Consider the following 17,195-nt stretch of genomic DNA (forward strand, 5'->3'; position numbering starts at 1 on the left):
GACTGCAATGATCCTACTTGACAGGACTTTTTTGGATTTTTTTGCAGCTGCGAATGACTGAGCGATCGCTGCAATGGATCTAACTTAAGTTAGATCCGGGGTCGGCAGGCCGGGCGAAGCGCCCGGCCTGGGATGACGTCATCCTTCCAGATAGGTGTAGCCGTTCAGCTCCCACTCGTAGAAACGGCGCAACGCCTGGCTCTCGGCCAGGGTCATGCGGCCTTCGCGCACGGCGCGCTCGCAATCCCGGGCGAATTGAGGAAACAACCGTTCCACGTCGTACTCCATGTAACTGAGCACTTTGCCGGCGGTGTCGCCCTTGACGATCTCCTCGATCCACCAGCCGCCCTCGTCGTGCAGGCGGATATGGACCACGTGCGTATCGCCGAACAGATTATGCAAATCGCCCAGCGTTTCCTGGTACGCACCGACCAGGAACGCGGCCAGGTAGTACTCCTCGCCGGGCTTCAGCTCGTGCAGCTCCAGGGTGCGCTTCACTTCGCGGTGGCTGACGAAGCGGTCGATCTTGCCGTCCGAGTCGCAGGTGATATCGGCCAGCACGCCGTTGCGTGTTGGTTTCTCATCGAGCCGGTGAATGGGCATGATGGGAAACTGCTGGCCGATGGCCCAGCTGTCCGGCAACGACTGGAACACCGAGAAATTGCAGAAGTAGGTATCGGAGAGAATCAGCTCCAGGCCTTCCAGCTCTTCCGGCACGCGATCCAGCTTCCGGCAGTAGTCGCGGATCTTGGCGCAGGTCGCCCAATACAAACGTTCCGTCAGGCCGCGGAATTCCAGGCTCAGCAAGCCGAGGTTGAACATCTGCAGCGCCTGTTCGCGCGCCTGCAGGGCGTCGTGATAGCACTCCACCAGCCGCCGTTCGGAAATCGTGCGATAGGCTTCGAACAGATCGAGCACCGGTTGCGGCAGCTCGTCGCGGTCGCCGCTGTACTCGTCTTCGATCCGGTCCGAGATGCGGAATTTGTCGAGGCATGAAGAGCCGAGCGTGTTGAACACCAGCACGCTGTGATGAGCGGCCGTGGCACGGCCCGATTCGCTGACGATGACCGGATGGTCGATGCCGCGCGCGTTGCAGACGCTGCCGATGCGATACACGACGTCGCTGGCGTATTCGTTCATCGTGTAGTTCATCGACGATTCGAAGTTGGTGCCGCTGCCGTCGTAGTCGACGCCGAGGCCGCCGCCCACGTCGATATATTTCAGGCCGGCGCCCATCAGCTTGAGCTCCGCGTACACGTGCGCCAGCTCGTTGATCGCGTCCTTCACCTTGCGAATGTCCTGCAGCTGGCTGCCGGGATGACAGTGCACCAGCTCCAGACAGTCGAGCATGTCGTTGGCTTTGAGCACCTTCACCAGCTCGAGGATCTCGGTGACGAACAGGCCGAACTTGGACTTCTCGCCGGCCGAATCGCGCCAGCGGCCGGCGCCTTCGCTCGCCAGCTTCACGCGCACGCCGATGCGCGGGCGCACTTGATACTTCGCGGCGTGCTTCAGCACCAGCTGCAGCTCCTCGAAGTTTTCGATCACCGGGATGATGGTGCGGCCGAGCTTGGTGGCGAGGATCACCGCTTCGATGTAGCTGTCGTCCTTGAAGCCATTGCAGATGATCATGCGTTGCTCGGGCGCATTTTCGGTCAGCGCCATCACCGCGAGCAGCTCGGGCTTGGAGCCGGCTTCCAGGCCGAAGCCGAATTCATCGCCGTAGCGATACACCTCTTCGACCACCAGGCGCTGCTGATTCACCTTGATGGGGAACACCGCCGTGTAGCGGTTCTTGTAGTCGTTCTCGGCAATGGCCTGCGCGAACGCCTTCTGCAGACGGCTCAGTCGATGTCGCAGGATGTCGGAGAAGCGCACCACCACCGGTGCGGTCAGATCGCGCTGACGCAGTCCTTCGACCACTTCATACAAATCGATCTCGCGCTCCGGCGAGCCGTCCGGCCTCACTACGACATGACCGGCGGCGTTGATGCTGAAGTAATGCTTGCCCCAGGCGGGGACCTGGTACAGGTCGAGCGAATCCTCGGTGTCCCAGGATCCGTTGGTGACGCCTAACGGCAGAGGTTTCTTTGCGGTGGAGTCCAAGTGCGCTGGCCTCGAGAAAAGGGTGGGCCCGTGTAAGAAAGGCGCGAACGATACTGCAAAGAGATTGCGAAATTAAGTGATCCAGTTAATCAGTAGTTGCAACGCCTCGGCGCGCGTCTGTGATCCATTCGCTCCATGAACCGGCGTACAAGCGCGCACCAGGTTTGCCCGCGACTTCCAACGCCAGTAGCAGATGACACGCAGTCACGCCGGAGCCGCACATTACGATGGTGTGATCGTCGGCAACGCCCGCTTGCGACTGCTCATAGCGACGTCGTAATTCTTCCGGCGCGCCGAAGCGGCCGTCGCTGGTGAGATTGGTGGAGAACGGATGGTTGCGAGCGCCTGGCACATGACCGGCGACTTTATCGAGCGGCTCGACCTTGCCCAGGAAGCGCTCGGGCGCGCGCGCATCGAGCAATCTCCAGTCCGGCTGTTGCACACGCGCCTGGACTTGATCGGCGTCGAGCCACAGATCGCGATCGGGGCGCGCCTGGAATCGGGTCGGTGAACGTGCAGGAATTTCAGTGCCGGTCGGCTGATTGGCCGCGGTCCATGCTTTGAAACCGCCATCCAGCACCGCCACCGCGCGGTGACCGACCCAGCGCAACAGCCACCACAAGCGCGACGCATACATGCCGTTGTCGGCGTCATACGCGATCACTTGTGTGTCGGCGCCGACACCCCAGCGGCTCAAGGTCTGCGCGAAACGTTCAGGATCGGGCAGTGGATGCCGTCCGGTCGACGGCGTGATCGGGCTCGACAGGTCGCGATCCAGATGCGCGTAAATCGCCCCTGGAATGTGGCCCGCGCCGTACGCGGCTTCGCCCGCGGCCGGCTGCGTCAGGTCGAAGCGACAATCCACGATCAACCAGCGTGAATCGGTCAGGTGCGCGGCGAGCGTGTCGACGGTAACGAGTGTAGTGTGCATGGGGACGAGCGTGCGTGGCGGAAGCGGCCATTCTGGCCCTACGCAGGAACGGCGTCACGTCGCTCGTTGCAGAGTGCTGGCCTCGCTGCCCGGCTTGGTTACAATCCTGCCCCTCTTTTCAGGTGGGCGAACACATGGCACTGGAACTGTGGTGGGGTAGCGGCAGCCCTTATTCCTGGCGCGCGCTGCTCGCGCTCGAGCACAAGCGGCTGCCGTATGTGTCGCATCTGGTGCAGTTCTCCAAGCAGGAGCACCGCTCGCCGCAGATGTTGCAAATGAACCCGCGCGGCCGCGTGCCGGTGCTCAAGGATGGCGATTATGTGGTGTTCGAGTCGCTCGCCATCCTGCGCTACCTGGATCGCAAATATCCCGAGACGCCGCTTTTCGGCCACACCGCCGAGGAAGAAGGCACGATCACGCGCGTGATCTGCGAGTATCAGTCGTACGCCGAAGACCATCTGGCCAAGCTCATCTACGCCATCCTGTTCCAGGGCGTCGAGGGCCACATGGAGGAGATCGAGCGCGCGCTGAATTTCGTGCTCGCCGAGGCGCGCACCATCGAGAACCGGTTGACGACGTCCTCGTGGCTGGTCGGCGAGGCGTTTTCAGCCGCCGACATCGTCATCTTCCCGGGCATCCAGCAGCTGATGCGTGTGCTGGCGCGGCGCGAGGCGGAAGATCTGCGCGCCCGGCTGCTGCCCATCGAGACCACGTTTCCGGCCATCGCCGCCTGGATCAAGCGCGTCGAAGCGCTGCCCGGCTACGAAAAAACCTATCCGCCGCACTGGAAGGAAAAAGAGTGAGCGGTGCCCGCAGCGCGCATTGACGCTGCGGACGCGCTCGAAAAAATTCCTGGTGCTCTTGAAAATGCCTCGCTACGGGGCATTTATCGCCGTCGATTTTCATTACGGTCGACGCGCCGGCAAAAGTCAGTAAACTTCGCGCCGTCGCCCAGCGAGCTATTTCGCAATCGAGGTTCGACGTTCCAAACTTTTTGGTGGTCCGTTTGTTTCGTGAGTGAGTGAAGCCATGTCCCAATATCCCGTGCATTTCAAGTTCCCCGGCCGTCTCGTGATGGTTGGTTTCGGCAGCATCGGACAGGGAGTTTTGCCACTCATCTTGCGTCACACCGCGCTCCCCGCGGAGCGCATCACGATTGTGACAGCGGAAGATCTCGGCCAGCAGGAAGCCGCCGAATACGGCGTGAAGTTCGTCATCAACCCGCTCACGCAGGAGAACTATCGCCAGGTGCTCGAGCCGCTGCTCGGCAAGGGCGATTTCCTGCTGAACCTGTCGGTGGATGTTTCCAGCATCGCGCTGGTCAAGCTGGCGCACGAAAAAGGCGCGCTATATCTGGACACGTGCATCGAGCCGTGGCCGGGGGGCTACACCGATCCGAACGTGCCGCCGTCGCAGCGGACGAACTACGCACTGCGCGAGCAGATGCTGGCGGTGCGCGACGCGCAGAAGGGCGGGCCGACCGCTGTGATCACACACGGTGCAAACCCGGGCCTGGTGTCGCACTTCGTGAAGCAGGCGCTGCTGAACATCGCGAAGGACACTTCGGTCGACGCGGGCAATCCGCAGTCGCGCGAAGAGTGGGCGGCGCTCGCGGCCAGGCTCGCGGTGAAGGTGATTCACATCGCCGAGCGCGACACGCAGGTCGCCAACACGCCGAAGAAGGTCAACGAGTTCGTCAACACCTGGTCGGTGGACGGCTTCGTCAGCGAAGGCTGTCAGCCGGCGGAACTGGGCTGGGGCTCGCACGAGAAGGAACTGCCGCCGCAGGGCCGTCGTCACGAGTTCGGTCGCCAGAGCGCGATCTATCTGATGCAGCCGGGCGCTGGCACGCGCGTGCGTACCTGGACGCCGCAGGCCAAGCATTTCCACGGCTTCCTGATCACCCACGGCGAATCGATCTCGATCTCCGACTACCTGAGTCATCGCGAAGGCGACCAGGTCGTGTACCGACCGACGGTGCACTACGCCTATCACCCGTGCGACGACGCGGTGATGTCGGTGCACGAGTTCGCCGGCCGCAACTGGCGGCTGCAGGATCACAAGCGCATTCTGAACAAGGAGATTCTGCCCGGCGGCATCGACGAGCTCGGCGTGCTGCTGGCGGGTCATAAGAAGAACGCGTACTGGTACGGCTCGCAGCTGTCGATCGACGAAGCCCGCAAGCTTTGTCCACACAACACGGCGACCAGCTTGCAGGTCTGCGTGGCGGTGCTCTCGGGCATGATCTGGGCGATGGAGAATCCGAATCGCGGCGTGGTCGAGCCGGATGAAATGGATTTCCGCCGCAACCTCGAGATCTGCCTGCCGTACCTCGGTCCGGTTACCGGGGCGTACAGCGACTGGACGCCGCTGTTCGATCGCAATCGGCTGTTCAAGGAGGACCTCGACCAGTCCGATCCGTGGCAGTTCAAGAACGTGCTGGTCTGACAAGGCACGTCGGGATGGCCCGCGACGTTTGAGCGGGCCATCCCCCTACCAAATTTTATTGCTTGTTCCGGCCGTGGCGAGATGCGAGATTTATTGCATCGGGACCCGCCACCGCTTCGCGAACCAGAGCGCATGAGTTCCTTTGACAGTTTCTTTCGCGCCCACGGCCGCGATCTGACGGCGTATCTGCGCAGGAGAACCGCAACGGAGGCGGACGCGCAGGAAATCCTGCAAGAGAGCTATGCCCGCATCCTGGGCTATGGCTACGGCGATTCGCGGCCGCCCGAAGTCTGGAAATCCCTGCTGTACCGGATCGCGACCAACCTGGCCATCAGCCAGCAGCGCATGAACCGCGTGCGCAATGTCAGCGCGCAATGCCCGCTGGATGAAGTCGAGCTGCCGTCCGACACGCCCTCTCAAGAGCGCCAGATCGCGGCCGAGCAGGAGCTGGCGTTGATTCGCGCCGCCATCGAGGCGCTCACCCCCAAGTGTCGCAAGGTGTTTCTGCTCAGCCGGGTGCATCAGCGCACCTATCCGGAGATCGCCCGGCTGTGCGGCATCTCGGTGAAGATGGTGGAAAAATACATGTCGCAGGCGCTGGCCAGCATGCGAGGCGCGATAGGGAGTTGGCCATGAGGAGCGTCTTAACCAGCATGGATCGCGTACGTCTTGCCAGAAACGAGGCCGAGGCCTGGTTTGTGCGCCTCATGTCGCCCGAGTGTTCGGCGGCTGAGCGCCGCTCGTTCGAGCAGTGGCGCGCCAGTTCCTCTGTCAACGAACAGGCATACGCCGCCACCGAACGGCTGTGGCAACGCCTCGATGGCATGGAAGCCGACGAAGTCATCGGCCGTCACGCCGCCGCGGCGTTGAAGCCCGAGCCTGTCGTGCGTCGCTGGCCTTTGGCGCTGGCCGCGGGCGTCATCGCTGTTCTGGTTGGCGTCGGTGTCGTCAGCCAGGTCACGACGAACGCGACGCTCGAGCACTATCAGACGCTGGGTCAGTCGCGAAAAGTCACGTTGTCCGATGGCAGCGAAGTCATGATGGATCTGGCCACCGGGATCGACGTGCGCCTGAGTCGCGGCGAAAGAAACATCAAGCTGGTGGCGGGCCGCGCGTTGTTCGATGTGGCACATGACGCGAGCAGGCCGTTCCGTGTCGATACGGGTCGTGGCGAAGTCACCGCGCTCGGCACTCAATTCCAAGTCGACGTGGATGCCGATCGAGTCGTCGTCACGTTGCTCGAAGGCGCCGTATCGGTGTCGCCGCCGGAAGCCCGTCAGCAAGAGCCGGCGCTGCGGCTCGCGCCGGGTCAGCAGGCCCGCTACTCCAACTCGAACTGGGCCAGGCGCGACGTCGACGCCGCTGCTGTGGTCAGCTGGTCTTCCGGCTTTCATGTATTCAGCGCGACGCCGCTCGCGGAAGCGGTGCGCGAGATCAATCGTTACTCGACCACGAAACTGCGACTCGCCGATCCATCGCTGGAATCGTTGGTCATCAGCGGCAATTTCAAGACCGGCGATGCGGAGACGATCAGCAGCGCCTGGCCCATCGTGTTGCCGGTGACATTGCGGAAGGATGGCGCGGAAATAGTAATCGCGCCGCGGTAGGGGAGCGCATGGCTCGCGCGTTTCAGCTGATGACACTCGTGCTGGCACACGAGTCAACAACAGCAACCATGGGGAAACGTAGCGATGACGTGGACTTCACAACGCTCCACGGCAATGACCCGTATTCGACGGGTCTGCCTGAGCTCTTTGATCGCCCTGACTCTGGCCGGCACTGCGCTCGCGCAGAATGCCGAGGCTCCACACGACTATGACATCGCCGCCGGCACGTTGATGCAAGCGATCAACGGCATCTCTCAGCAGAGCGGTGTGCAGATCGTCTATGACATCAAACTGCTGAACGACAAGAAGGCGCGCACGCTGAAAGGCCGGCTCTCGCTGAAGCAAGCGCTCGAACAGGCGCTCGCCGGCAGCGGGCTCACGTATGAGTTCGCCAATCCGAGCACGGTGGTGATTCGCAAGGCGCCTGCAGTGACGCCGACCAGCTACGGCGGCAGCGCTCCCGCCAGCCCGCCCAAGAATGACGTGACGACCGCTCAGGAAATAGAAACATTGGACATCCTGACGGTCACCGGCACGCGCATTCGTGGCGCGAGCACGCCGTCGCCGAAGGTTACCATCAGCGACGTGCAGATCCGGGAGGAAGGCTTTACCGATCTCGGCGAAGTGATCCGGAGCATTCCGCAGAATTTCTCGGGCGGACAGAACCCGGGCGTGTCGCTGGGGGCGAGCGCGGGCGGTATCGCGAATCAGAACATGACCGGCGGCTCGGCGCTCAACCTGCGCGGACTCGGTCCCGATGCCACGTTGACGCTGCTCAACGGCCGGCGCATGAGCTACGAAGCGTTCGTGCAGGCGGTGGACATCAGCGCCATTCCAGTCGAGGCCGTGCAACAGATCGAAATCATTCCCGACGGCGCTTCCGCCATCTATGGCTCGGACGCGGTGGCGGGCGTGGCAAACGTGATCTTGAAGCCGCACTACGACGGTGTGACTGCCGGCGTGCGTTACGGAGCGGCGACCCAAGGCGGGCTGGACTCAATTGAATACAACATCACCGCCGGTACCAGTTGGTCGAGTGGCGGGGTGATCGCGACTTTCAAGGATGTCTCCAAGGATCCGATCTGGGTCACTGATCGCGACTTCACGCGGCACATGGAGAAAAATTCCACGCTGTACAACGGCAGCGATCTGCGCAGCGCGCTGCTGAGCGTTCATCAGTCGCTCGGCGAGTCGGTCGAGTTGAAGCTGGATGCCCTGCGTAACGATCGTTCGCAAGACCCCTATTTCGGCTACCCGACGATTTATTACTACCAGCCGTCGGACACGCTCGATACATTGGTGGCCCCCGCGGTCAGCGTGAAACTCCCGGCGGATTGGACGTTGCAGGCCTCCGCGACGCGCGGCAAAAACACCAGCGAGTATGAGTCGTTCACCGTGACCAGGGCGACAGGCGTGAGTGCACGCTCCTCCGCGGGCTGCTATTGCAACGAGAGCAGTTCCTATGAGTTGGGCGCGGAAGGTCCCTTGCTCGATCTGGCCGGCGGCGATATGCGCCTCGCGGTCGGTGTGGGCTCACGCAAGGACGACTTCCTCGTGCGCAGCTACATTTCGGGCTCGCGCTACGGCGGCGGTGAACGCAGCAAGTTCGCTTATGCAGAAGTCAGCGCTCCGGTCATCGGCGCGGACAGCGCAATCGCGGCGGTTCGCCGGCTCGAGCTGAGCGCGGCCGTGCGCAGCGAGGACTACGACAGCTTCGGACGCGTCACGACGCCGAAATTCGGTGTGATCTACGAGATCAACGACGACATCGGCGTGAAGGCATCCTGGGGCAAATCGTTCAAGGCGCCGACCCTGTTGCAGCGTTATCAAAACAGGATCTCCTATCTGTGGACCGCGCGAAACATCGGCGGCGTGGGTTATCCGGCCGAGGCGACCGCGCTGATGTCCTACGGCGGCAACTCCGACTTGGATCCGGAGCGCGCGGAAAGCTGGAGTGCGTCGCTGAACTTTCATCCGGTGGCGATCCCGGAGTTGAGCGTCGATGTCAGCTACTTCGAGATCGATTACCGGGATCGCGTGGTGCAGCCGATCAATGCCACCGTGCAGTCGCTGAGCAATTCGAACTATGCGCCGTTCGTGCAATATTCGCCGACGGTCGAACAGCAGGCGGCACTGCTCGCCGCGTACAACTCGAATTTCTACAACTACACCGACGGCGCCGCTGCCTACGATCCCGCGAACGTGGTGGCCATCGTCAGGAACGAGTACACCAATGCGGCCCGCCAGGAGATCCGTGGCGTGGACTTGTCCGGATCCTATCGCCTGATGTTGGGCGCGGGTGATCTGACCTTCCGCGGCAGTGTGAGCTGGCTGGAGAACTCGCAGCAGAATACCGGTGCGCAGCAGCCTTTCCAGGTGGCCGGAATGATCTTCAATCCGGCCAAGTTGACGGGCCGGGTTGGCGCGGTGTGGGTCGCCAACGGCTTGAGCATGAGCACGTTCGTGAACTACGCGGGCGGTGTCACCAGCAAGTTCGTGAACCCGCCGGAAAAGACTGCGTCGTTCACGACGGTGGACATGACGGCGCGTTACGAGCTGGCGAAGCGGCAGGATCTGCTGTCGGGTCTCGCTTTCTCGCTGTCGGTCGAGAATGTGTTCGATCGCGATCCGCCGCTCTACACAGTGCCGTACCCCGTGTACGTGCCCTACGACTCCACCAACTATTCCGCCATCGGTCGCTTCATCAGTGTCGCGCTGTCGAAGCATTGGTGAGCGCGGCGCCGCTCACTTCACACGGAGTTACAACATGAGTCTTGCGATACGCGCGTGGCAATGCCGCGCACGCGCCTGGGTTGCTGCGTCCTTGTTGTTCGCAGCGGTGGCTTCGGCCACCGCTGCGGAGTCTCGTGGCGCGACGGTTCCCGATGCGATCGGCATGGTTCGCATCCAGTACTCGGTCACGCCGGACGATAAGGTCGCCGCGTTCTCCGACAGTGGAACGCAAGCGGCCTTTGTGACCTGGCGTGGCGATCTGGCGCGGAACACCAATGTGTACGAGCTGCGGACAGTGGATCTGCGGGCGCCGCTGAAACAACAGACCACGCGCGTCGTGCTGACCCGTTTGTTTCCAGGCGATCAACTCGATCAAGTGGCCTCGCCGATCCGGCAGCTGCGCTATGTGAACGACGACCAGGCGCTGACCTATCTCGGGCCGGATGCGAAGGGCGTCGCACAGGCTTATCGCCTCGATCTGGCGACTGGCGAGGAGACGCAGCTCACGAAGCATCCTAGCGACGTGCGTACATTCACCGTCGATGCCGATGGCAAGCTGCTGGCGTTCTCCGCCGTTGCACTCCCCGACGACGCGGCGACCAGGCGTCTGGAGGAAGACGGCGTCTTCATCTGGGAGCCCGAGGTCTTCTCTTTCGGCCACAAATTTTTCGCGGCGTCGCCGGCACTGGTCCGGCTCAAGCGGATGGACGCCGTGCGCCAGTATTTTCTGGCAGCGAACGATCGGCTGATCTTCGATTCGCGCCAGAGCCGGCCGCTCGTGCCGCTGGACATGAAAGATCCGAAAGTGGCGGCGGCGCCGAGTCAGTCGCTGGCCGAAGATATGGTGCTAGGCTCCTTCAGTGTGATGCCTGCCGCGTCGGACGGTCGGCACTTGCTGTTGTATCCCTATCTTCTCGCCGAGCGGCCGCTTCATCCTGAGCGCTATGCGTACTACATGTCGTCGAGCATGAACGAATATGCGCGTCGAGTGGCTCCTCAGGTCGGCGTCGTCGATGTGGCGACAGGGAAGATCGAGCCGCTGCTCGACGCGCCGAGTCCCCAATTCGAACGTTATGAAAGCGGGCCGCCACTGTGGTCGCCCGATGGCAAATCCGTCATCGTTTACACCTTGTTCGCCGATCGGCCGGCGGATGCGCCGGCATGGGTCGAAGTCGATGTCGCGACTCGTCGTGTCGTTCCTCTGGGGCTGGGCAAGGATTCGCGCCCGGTGAGCTGGGCCGCGGATGGCCGCACATTGGTCCTGAGCATCAAGGGCGATCGGTTCGGTCAGATCCGACGCAATGGCGATGGCAAGTGGGGCGCACCGAAAGAAACCGGGCGCGCGAATGGTTTCAATGCCGACTGGACGGTCGCGAGCAACGGCAAAGTGGTGCTCGGGGTGAGCGACACCTTGCGCACGCCGCCGGAGCTCACTGCTTACGACCCGGCGACGAAGCGCAGCACCCGACTGACGGATCTCAACCCGCAGCTCGCTCAGATCCGTCTCGGTGAAATCGTTCCGTATCGTTGGCGCAGCAAGCCCACCGATCCGGCCGACGGCTACCTGGTCAAGCCGCTCGACTACCGGCCCGGCACCCGGTATCCGCTGGTCATCCTGCTCGATGACAACACGATGCGCCCCGGCACCGAGCCGTTTCTATTCGATGGCGTCTGGCAGCTGAGCAGTCACGCCACGCAAATGCTGGCCGCGCAAGGCTTCATGGTCCTGTACAAGCACGAGCAGTCGATGCGCGACGTGATGGAGACTCCGGCCGAGCCAGAGCGAGTTCGCGCGGATACGGAGCGCGTCGTCGCGCAGCTGGATGCCGAGGGTTTGATCGATCCGGTGCGCGTCGGTGTTTCCGGCTGGAGCCGCGCCGGTTTCTACACCAGCTATCTGATGATTCATTCGTCGATCAAGTTCGCCGCGGCGATCAATACCGATGGCGGCGCGTCCGAGTACACCGATGGCATGCGGCTGTTCACCGACCAGGAGCTGTCGAAGATCCGCACGCCCGTGATGTTTCAGTCGCACGGATTGTGGAGCCTGGTTTATCACGGCGCCATGGCCGATCGCATGAATCAAATGAGCCGGCCCGCCGAGATTCTTTATTTCGAAACGGCCTCGCATTCGACCACGCGTCCTCAGCATCGCCTGCGCTCGCTCGGCAGCAGCATCGACTGGTGGCGGTTCTGGCTCAAGAGCGAGGAAGATTCGGATCCGGCCAAGGCCGCGCAGTACGCCCACTGGCGTGAGCTGCGAGCCGTGCAAGAACGTCAGCTCGAACGGAGTTCCGCGCGATGAGAAGTTTGCAGCATTCCAGCATTGCGGGCGTCGTGCTCGCGGTCGCCTTGTCCTGGTCCGATGCAGGGGCCTCCGCGCCGGCATTCAAAGCCAATCCGGCCGATGCATTTCCCATCGACCTGGCGTTCTCGATGCGAGAATTTCTGTACAACCAGGATCTGATCGGCTCGCCGTCGGGCAATCAGGTGGCCTATGTGGTGATCACGCCGCCGCCGACTCAGCCGCAATCGGATCGGTTCCTGCCGAACGGCACGCCGATCACGGCGATTGGCGCGAGTGTGCATGTCGTCTCGACCGATGCGTCGAAGCCGTCGCAGGCGCCAGGGATCTGCAGCGGCAAAGGGGATCAGTGGGCGCCGTCGTGGTCCGCCGATGGCAAGCAACTGGCGTTCTACTCGAACGCCGACGGCTTGGTGCGCGTGTGGACCTATGAGCTCGCTACGCAGCGCTGTCGTCGCGTGTCCGATGCAATCATTCGCGGCACCGTATTCTCCGGTTCGCAGCCGAGGTGGTCGCCGGATGGAGCGACGCTGTATGTGCCGCTCGATCCGAATCCGCCGAAGTTGTCACCAACGACCGCGAGCGTCGTTCCGGCCGTCGAGAAGCGCGGACCCATGGTGCTTTTCGGTGGCAATGAAGGCGGCGCTGAGCTGGCCGCGCGCGATGGCCAGTCGGGCTCGAGCGACGATTGGATGATGAAACAGTACGGCACGGCGCTCGCGGCGATCTCAGTGGACGGCGGAGCGGTGCGCATGTTGGTGCCTGCCGATCATGCGTCGCGTCCGCACCGACTGGAGTTGTCACCCTCGGGGAAATGGGTGAGTTACAACTCGGTGCTGTACCTGCCGCAGAACATCACCACCGCCAGCGTGATGGATCTGTTGGCGGTACCGGCGCGTGGCGGCGAGCCCAAACCGCTGGTGAAAGCGATGCGCAGTTCCGAGCACAACGTGAACTACACGCGTCTCGACTATCGCTGGCATCCGCAACAGGATCGTTTGTTCTATCTCCAGGACGGCGGCCTCTGGTCGGTCGACTTCAGCGACAACGGTCCGAGCGAGCCGCGGCGGCTTGCGCCGGAACTGGGCGAGCTGGCACCGGTCGTGCTCTATTTCACAGCGGATGCAAAGTCGCTGGTCGTGGGATTGGAGGCTCAGGGCGAGGGTCGGGATCGCATGCCGCAGCGCCTGGCCATCGTGCCGCTCGATGGCGGCCCGGTCGTGCAACGGAAACTGCCCGACCTGAAGCAGTGGCAGTTCCTCGATCTGATTCGTGCCGATGCGGATTCGCTCTGGCAACCGGATGCACGTTCCGTCGTCGCGGTGATGCGCGAGCGGAGCACCGGCGAGCAGGCGATGGTGCGAGTCGATGTGACTTCGGGCGAAACGACGGTGCTCGCCAAGGGCATGTATCGCACGCCGTTCCTTGCGGCGACGGGCGGACAGCGCCAGTTGGTGGGCGTCTACGAAGACATCGGCACGCCGCCCAACGTGTATCGCTTCACGGCCAAGGCAACACGCGCTCAGCAGTTGTCGAACATCGAGCCGAAACTCGACGGTCGTCGCCATGGCACGGCGGAAGTGATCGAGACACGCACGCCACAACACGACGGCTCGCTCGCCAGTGTGAGAACCACGATCCTGTTGCCGCCGGGCGCAAAGCGCGGCGATCGGCTGCCGGCCATCGTGATGATCTACTCCGGCTCGGATCTATCGACGCGAGCCAGTGTCTTCGGCGGCGGCATGGGCAACACGGTGCCGAGTCAGGTATTCACGAGTCGTGGCTACGCGGTGGTCATGGCGAACATCGTGCTTGCGCCTGAAGGCGTCGGCAGCTACCCCGCGAATCAGATGACCGATGAAGTGCTGGCACAAGCGTATGCGGCGGCCGATGCGGGCTACATCGACATCAATCGTCTTGCGGTCAGCGGCCAATCGTACGGCGGTTACAGCACCGGCTCGATCGTCAGTCACACCAATTTGTTTCGCGCGGCCATCCCGGTGAATGGTTGTTTCGATCTCGCGGCGTTTTACGGCGGCATGCAGGACGGCGGCAACAGTCACTGGGTGCGCTGGGCCGAGAAAGGGCAGGGCCGCATGGGCGACAGCCCCTGGGCGAATCCGGCGCGCTTCATCGACAACTCGCCGTACTACCGCATCGATCGGATTCGTACGCCGCTGCTGATCGTCGCCGGTGAAGCCGACGAGACGGTGGCGTATCAGGAGTCGAAGAAATTTTTCGTCGGCTTGCGGCGCATGGATCGACCGGTGCAACTGGTCGTGTATCCGGGCGAGGGACACGTGATCGCGACCTGGTCGACGGTGAACGCGGTGGACGTGAGTCAGCGCATGGTGGACTTCCTCGACAAGCATTTGCGTCAGCCCTGAGGACTGCGTCACAACCCAGGCCATTCAGGCGCAGCTCGCCGGTGGTCCGTCGCTAGACTCATGGCAACGGACCACTTCGTAGGGAAAGTCAGCGCCGATGGCCTTTCGCGTCAGCTTCGATCTCGGCGACGCCGATCTGCAGCACCTCGCGGAAGTCGCGCAGGTACGGCAGTCGGCGGCGCGTGCGCAACCCACCGAGCGCATCGTTGCTTCGGCACGCGAGGTCTATTTGAAAGGCTCGCAGGCGTATCTCGCCGACTTCGTGAAGGAGCGTTACTCGCGCCTGGGCACGATGCTGGAAATGGTGGACGACGCCGAATGGCGACTCAGCGCGGAAGACTCGCAACGGCTGGTGAATGCGCTGGCGTGTTTTACCGAGCCGGCGGCCGGTGCGTCATCGGCGCTGCTCGATCAGGCCATCATGATCGAGCTGGTCAGTCGTGATCTGCATCACGATCTCGAGGCCTATCGCGACTTCTGTAAATTCCGCACGGCGCAGATGGCCAAACGTCATACGCCGCCCGGCGCGGCGCGCGAGGAATGGTTGAGTCAGCGGCGGGAGTCGCTGCAGAAGCGCATGCATACACGCCGTAAACGCGACCTGGATGCGGCTGCGGGGCCGGTGCGGCGCCTCTTCTCCCTATTCGGTCTGTAGCGCCGTCATCATCCGCGTAACGGGCGTTTAATCATCCGCCTGATAGCGCCTCATAGCGCACGGCGGTTATTACATAAGCCTTGGCGCCGCCTGGAACTTCCACGCGGATTTCATCATCCAATCCTTTGCGCAACAGCGCGCGGCCCAGCGGCGAGTCCATGCTGATGTAGCCTTTGGCGGCATCGAACTCGTCCGGGCCCACGATGCGGTATTCGCTCTCGACGCCGTTGTCGTCTTCGAGCGTCACCCAGGCGCCAAAGAATACTTTGGATGAATCCGAAGGGGGCTGGCTCACGATCACCATGCCATCGAGTCGTTGCCGCAGAAAACGTACACGGCGATCGATCTCGCGCAGCTGTCGTTTGCCATAGATGTATTCGGCATTTTCGGAACGGTCGCCTTGCGCGGCGGCCTCTTGAACCGCCTGTGTAACTTGCGGGCGAAGGACGCGCCACAGATGGTCCAATTCGTCCTTGAGTCGTTGTGCGCCGACAGGAGTTATGAACTTTGAACCCTTGGGCTGAGGTGGTCTGTATCGGGACATGTGAGCTGGTTTGCCAAGCTTTCGTAAGGCCGTCGCTGATAACGTCAAACGCCGGAAATTCTGTGGAATCCTTCACGGTAGCGGCATCGGCCGCTCTCTACTCTGTCATCCCATGAGCATCAAGTACTACACACACTTTCTTCTGCAGGAACGGGCTCCCAAGGGCATGAGCGAGTTCCGCGGCGTCGTCGAAGTGAACCGCACCTTGCTGCGTGGCGACCTCAAGGAAGCCGCCACGGTGCTGGCCAAGAACTTCGAATGCGACACCAAGGATATCAAGGTTCTGCAATGGTCCCGACTGCATTGATGGTGTAGCGCTGTCGCCTCGAATCCCCTAGCGGGCTTTACTTCCCTTCAGAAAGTCCGCTTCTCTGCCCCGAGCCACAAGCTCGGGGTTTTTTTTGGGCTGATCTAAACCGACCGATCGGACATCCTGTCACGACGGTCGGGCTCCGAGAAAAAAGCGTGGTTTTTTCTCTCCGCTCGCCGCCGTAGCGGCGGGGCACATCCATGTGCCCTGGCCTCGGGTTATCCTGCGTGCATGCCGATCTACTCCGAGAACAGCTACCGCTCACGCGACGGGTTGAAGCTCTACTACCGCGACTATCCGGGCGACATGAAGAAAGTGCCGGTGCTCTGCCTGCACGGTTTGACGCGCAACTGTCGCGATTTCGAAGCGCTGGCGCTGAAAATCACCCCCGGCCGGCGCGTCATCACGCCGGACTTTCGCGGCCGCGGTCAATCGCAGTACGACTCGATGTGGATGAACTATCACCCGATGACCTACGTCGACGACATGTGGCTGTTGTTGCACGAACTCGGTATCGAGCACGTCATCACCATCGGCACATCGCTCGGCGGCCTGGTCGCGATGTTGATGGGCGCGGTTCGTGCGGAAACGTTCGCGGGTGTGGTGCTCAACGACATCGGTCCGGAAGTCGATCCCGTGGGCGCGGCGCGCATCCGCAGTTACGCGGGCCGATTTCCGCCGCCGCGAAGTTGGGATGACGCCATCGAGCAGATGAAGTCTGTGTTCGGCGTGGCACTGCCGGACTTCACCGAGCAGCAATGGAGCGACTTCGTTCGGCTCTCCTATAGCGAGGACAGTACCGGCTCGCCGCGGCTCGAAGCCGATCCGCGTATCGGTGATGCCGTCCGCGCGATTCAACTGCCGCCGGGCGCGACGCAAGGAATGTGGTTGGCGTTTAATGCCTTGCGCGACACGCCGACGCTGGCGATCCGAGGCGCGCTTTCGGATCTGTTATCGGTCGATGTATTCGATCGTATGCAGCGTGAGCATCCGGGTCTGGAGCGCGTGACAGTCAAGAACAGGGGCCACGTGCCGCAGCTCGACGAACCCGACGTGCGCGCGGTGCTCGATCAGTTCCTGGCGGAGTTGCCCTGAGTTTCAAGGATCGTTTCTCGGGGCGCGCCTGAACGTCGCCTCAGCCGGGCCGGGTCATTGCATTGGAGCATCCA

At 62.5% G+C, this 17,195-nt stretch carries 13 protein-coding genes; 10 read left to right on the forward strand and 3 right to left on the reverse strand.

The features are described 5' to 3' along the window. Nucleotides 1-138 precede the first annotated feature (138 nt). Both speA and EKO19_RS12000 read right to left on the reverse strand, forming a co-directional pair. The gene (gene speA, locus EKO19_RS11995) at nt 139-2,106 is read right to left on the reverse strand and encodes a biosynthetic arginine decarboxylase (protein WP_217705275.1); all 1,968 of its coding nucleotides are present in this window, start codon (nt 2,104-2,106) and stop codon (nt 139-141) included. An 85-nt stretch (nt 2,107-2,191) separates the two neighbouring features. After that, nucleotides 2,192-3,037, reverse strand: coding sequence for a sulfurtransferase (locus EKO19_RS12000; RefSeq protein ID WP_129776649.1), 846 nt, complete (start codon nt 3,035-3,037; stop codon nt 2,192-2,194). Between the two features lie 14 nt (nt 3,038-3,051). Here EKO19_RS12000 and EKO19_RS12005 point away from each other — a divergent pair, with 14 nt between their 5' ends. From EKO19_RS12005 to EKO19_RS12040, 8 genes are all read left to right on the forward strand, one after another. Beyond that, nucleotides 3,052-3,840 (forward strand): glutathione S-transferase family protein, encoded by a 789-nt coding sequence (locus EKO19_RS12005; protein ID WP_129776650.1) that lies wholly within the window; start codon nt 3,052-3,054, stop codon nt 3,838-3,840. 226 nt (nt 3,841-4,066) lie between these two features. Continuing rightward, on the forward strand, nt 4,067-5,485 hold the full coding sequence (locus EKO19_RS12010; RefSeq protein WP_129776651.1) for a homospermidine synthase: 1,419 nt from the start codon (nt 4,067-4,069) through the stop codon (nt 5,483-5,485). A 132-nt stretch (nt 5,486-5,617) separates the two neighbouring features. Next, a complete protein-coding gene (locus EKO19_RS12015) occupies nt 5,618-6,121 on the forward strand; it encodes an RNA polymerase sigma factor (RefSeq protein WP_157995228.1) in 504 nt (167 codons plus the stop codon). Next, nucleotides 6,118-7,092 (forward strand): FecR family protein, encoded by a 975-nt coding sequence (locus EKO19_RS12020; protein WP_129776653.1) that lies wholly within the window; start codon nt 6,118-6,120, stop codon nt 7,090-7,092. Before EKO19_RS12015 ends, EKO19_RS12020 begins: the two co-directional genes overlap by 4 nt. A gap of 114 nt (nt 7,093-7,206) precedes the next feature. After that, the gene (locus EKO19_RS12025) at nt 7,207-9,825 is read left to right on the forward strand and encodes a TonB-dependent receptor (RefSeq protein WP_129776654.1); all 2,619 of its coding nucleotides are present in this window, start codon (nt 7,207-7,209) and stop codon (nt 9,823-9,825) included. Between the two features lie 34 nt (nt 9,826-9,859). Then, nucleotides 9,860-12,130, forward strand: a complete 2,271-nt coding sequence (locus EKO19_RS12030; RefSeq protein ID WP_129776655.1) for a PD40 domain-containing protein — start codon at nt 9,860-9,862, stop codon at nt 12,128-12,130. After that, nucleotides 12,127-14,517: a S9 family peptidase gene (locus EKO19_RS12035; protein ID WP_129776656.1), complete on the forward strand. Its 2,391-nt coding sequence runs from the start codon at nt 12,127-12,129 to the stop codon at nt 14,515-14,517. The genes EKO19_RS12030 and EKO19_RS12035 overlap by 4 nt, the downstream gene beginning before the upstream one ends. Before the next feature lie 97 nt (nt 14,518-14,614). After that, the gene (locus EKO19_RS12040) at nt 14,615-15,172 is read left to right on the forward strand and encodes a hypothetical protein (RefSeq protein WP_129776657.1); all 558 of its coding nucleotides are present in this window, start codon (nt 14,615-14,617) and stop codon (nt 15,170-15,172) included. A 31-nt stretch (nt 15,173-15,203) separates the two neighbouring features. Here EKO19_RS12040 and greB read toward each other — a convergent pair whose 3' ends face one another. Further along, nucleotides 15,204-15,716, reverse strand: a complete 513-nt coding sequence (gene greB / locus EKO19_RS12045) for a transcription elongation factor GreB (RefSeq protein ID WP_129776658.1) — start codon at nt 15,714-15,716, stop codon at nt 15,204-15,206. Between the two features lie 112 nt (nt 15,717-15,828). Here greB and EKO19_RS12050 point away from each other — a divergent pair, with 112 nt between their 5' ends. Next, complete coding sequence (locus EKO19_RS12050) at nt 15,829-16,023, forward strand: hypothetical protein (RefSeq protein WP_129776659.1); 195 nt, start codon at nt 15,829-15,831, stop codon at nt 16,021-16,023. A gap of 234 nt (nt 16,024-16,257) precedes the next feature. After that, nucleotides 16,258-17,121: an alpha/beta fold hydrolase gene (locus EKO19_RS12055; RefSeq protein ID WP_129776660.1), complete on the forward strand. Its 864-nt coding sequence runs from the start codon at nt 16,258-16,260 to the stop codon at nt 17,119-17,121. Nucleotides 17,122-17,195 lie beyond the last annotated feature (74 nt).

The organism is Peristeroidobacter soli, from assembly GCF_004138485.1.
GTDB classification, from domain to species: Bacteria; Pseudomonadota; Gammaproteobacteria; order Steroidobacterales; family Steroidobacteraceae; genus Steroidobacter; species Steroidobacter soli.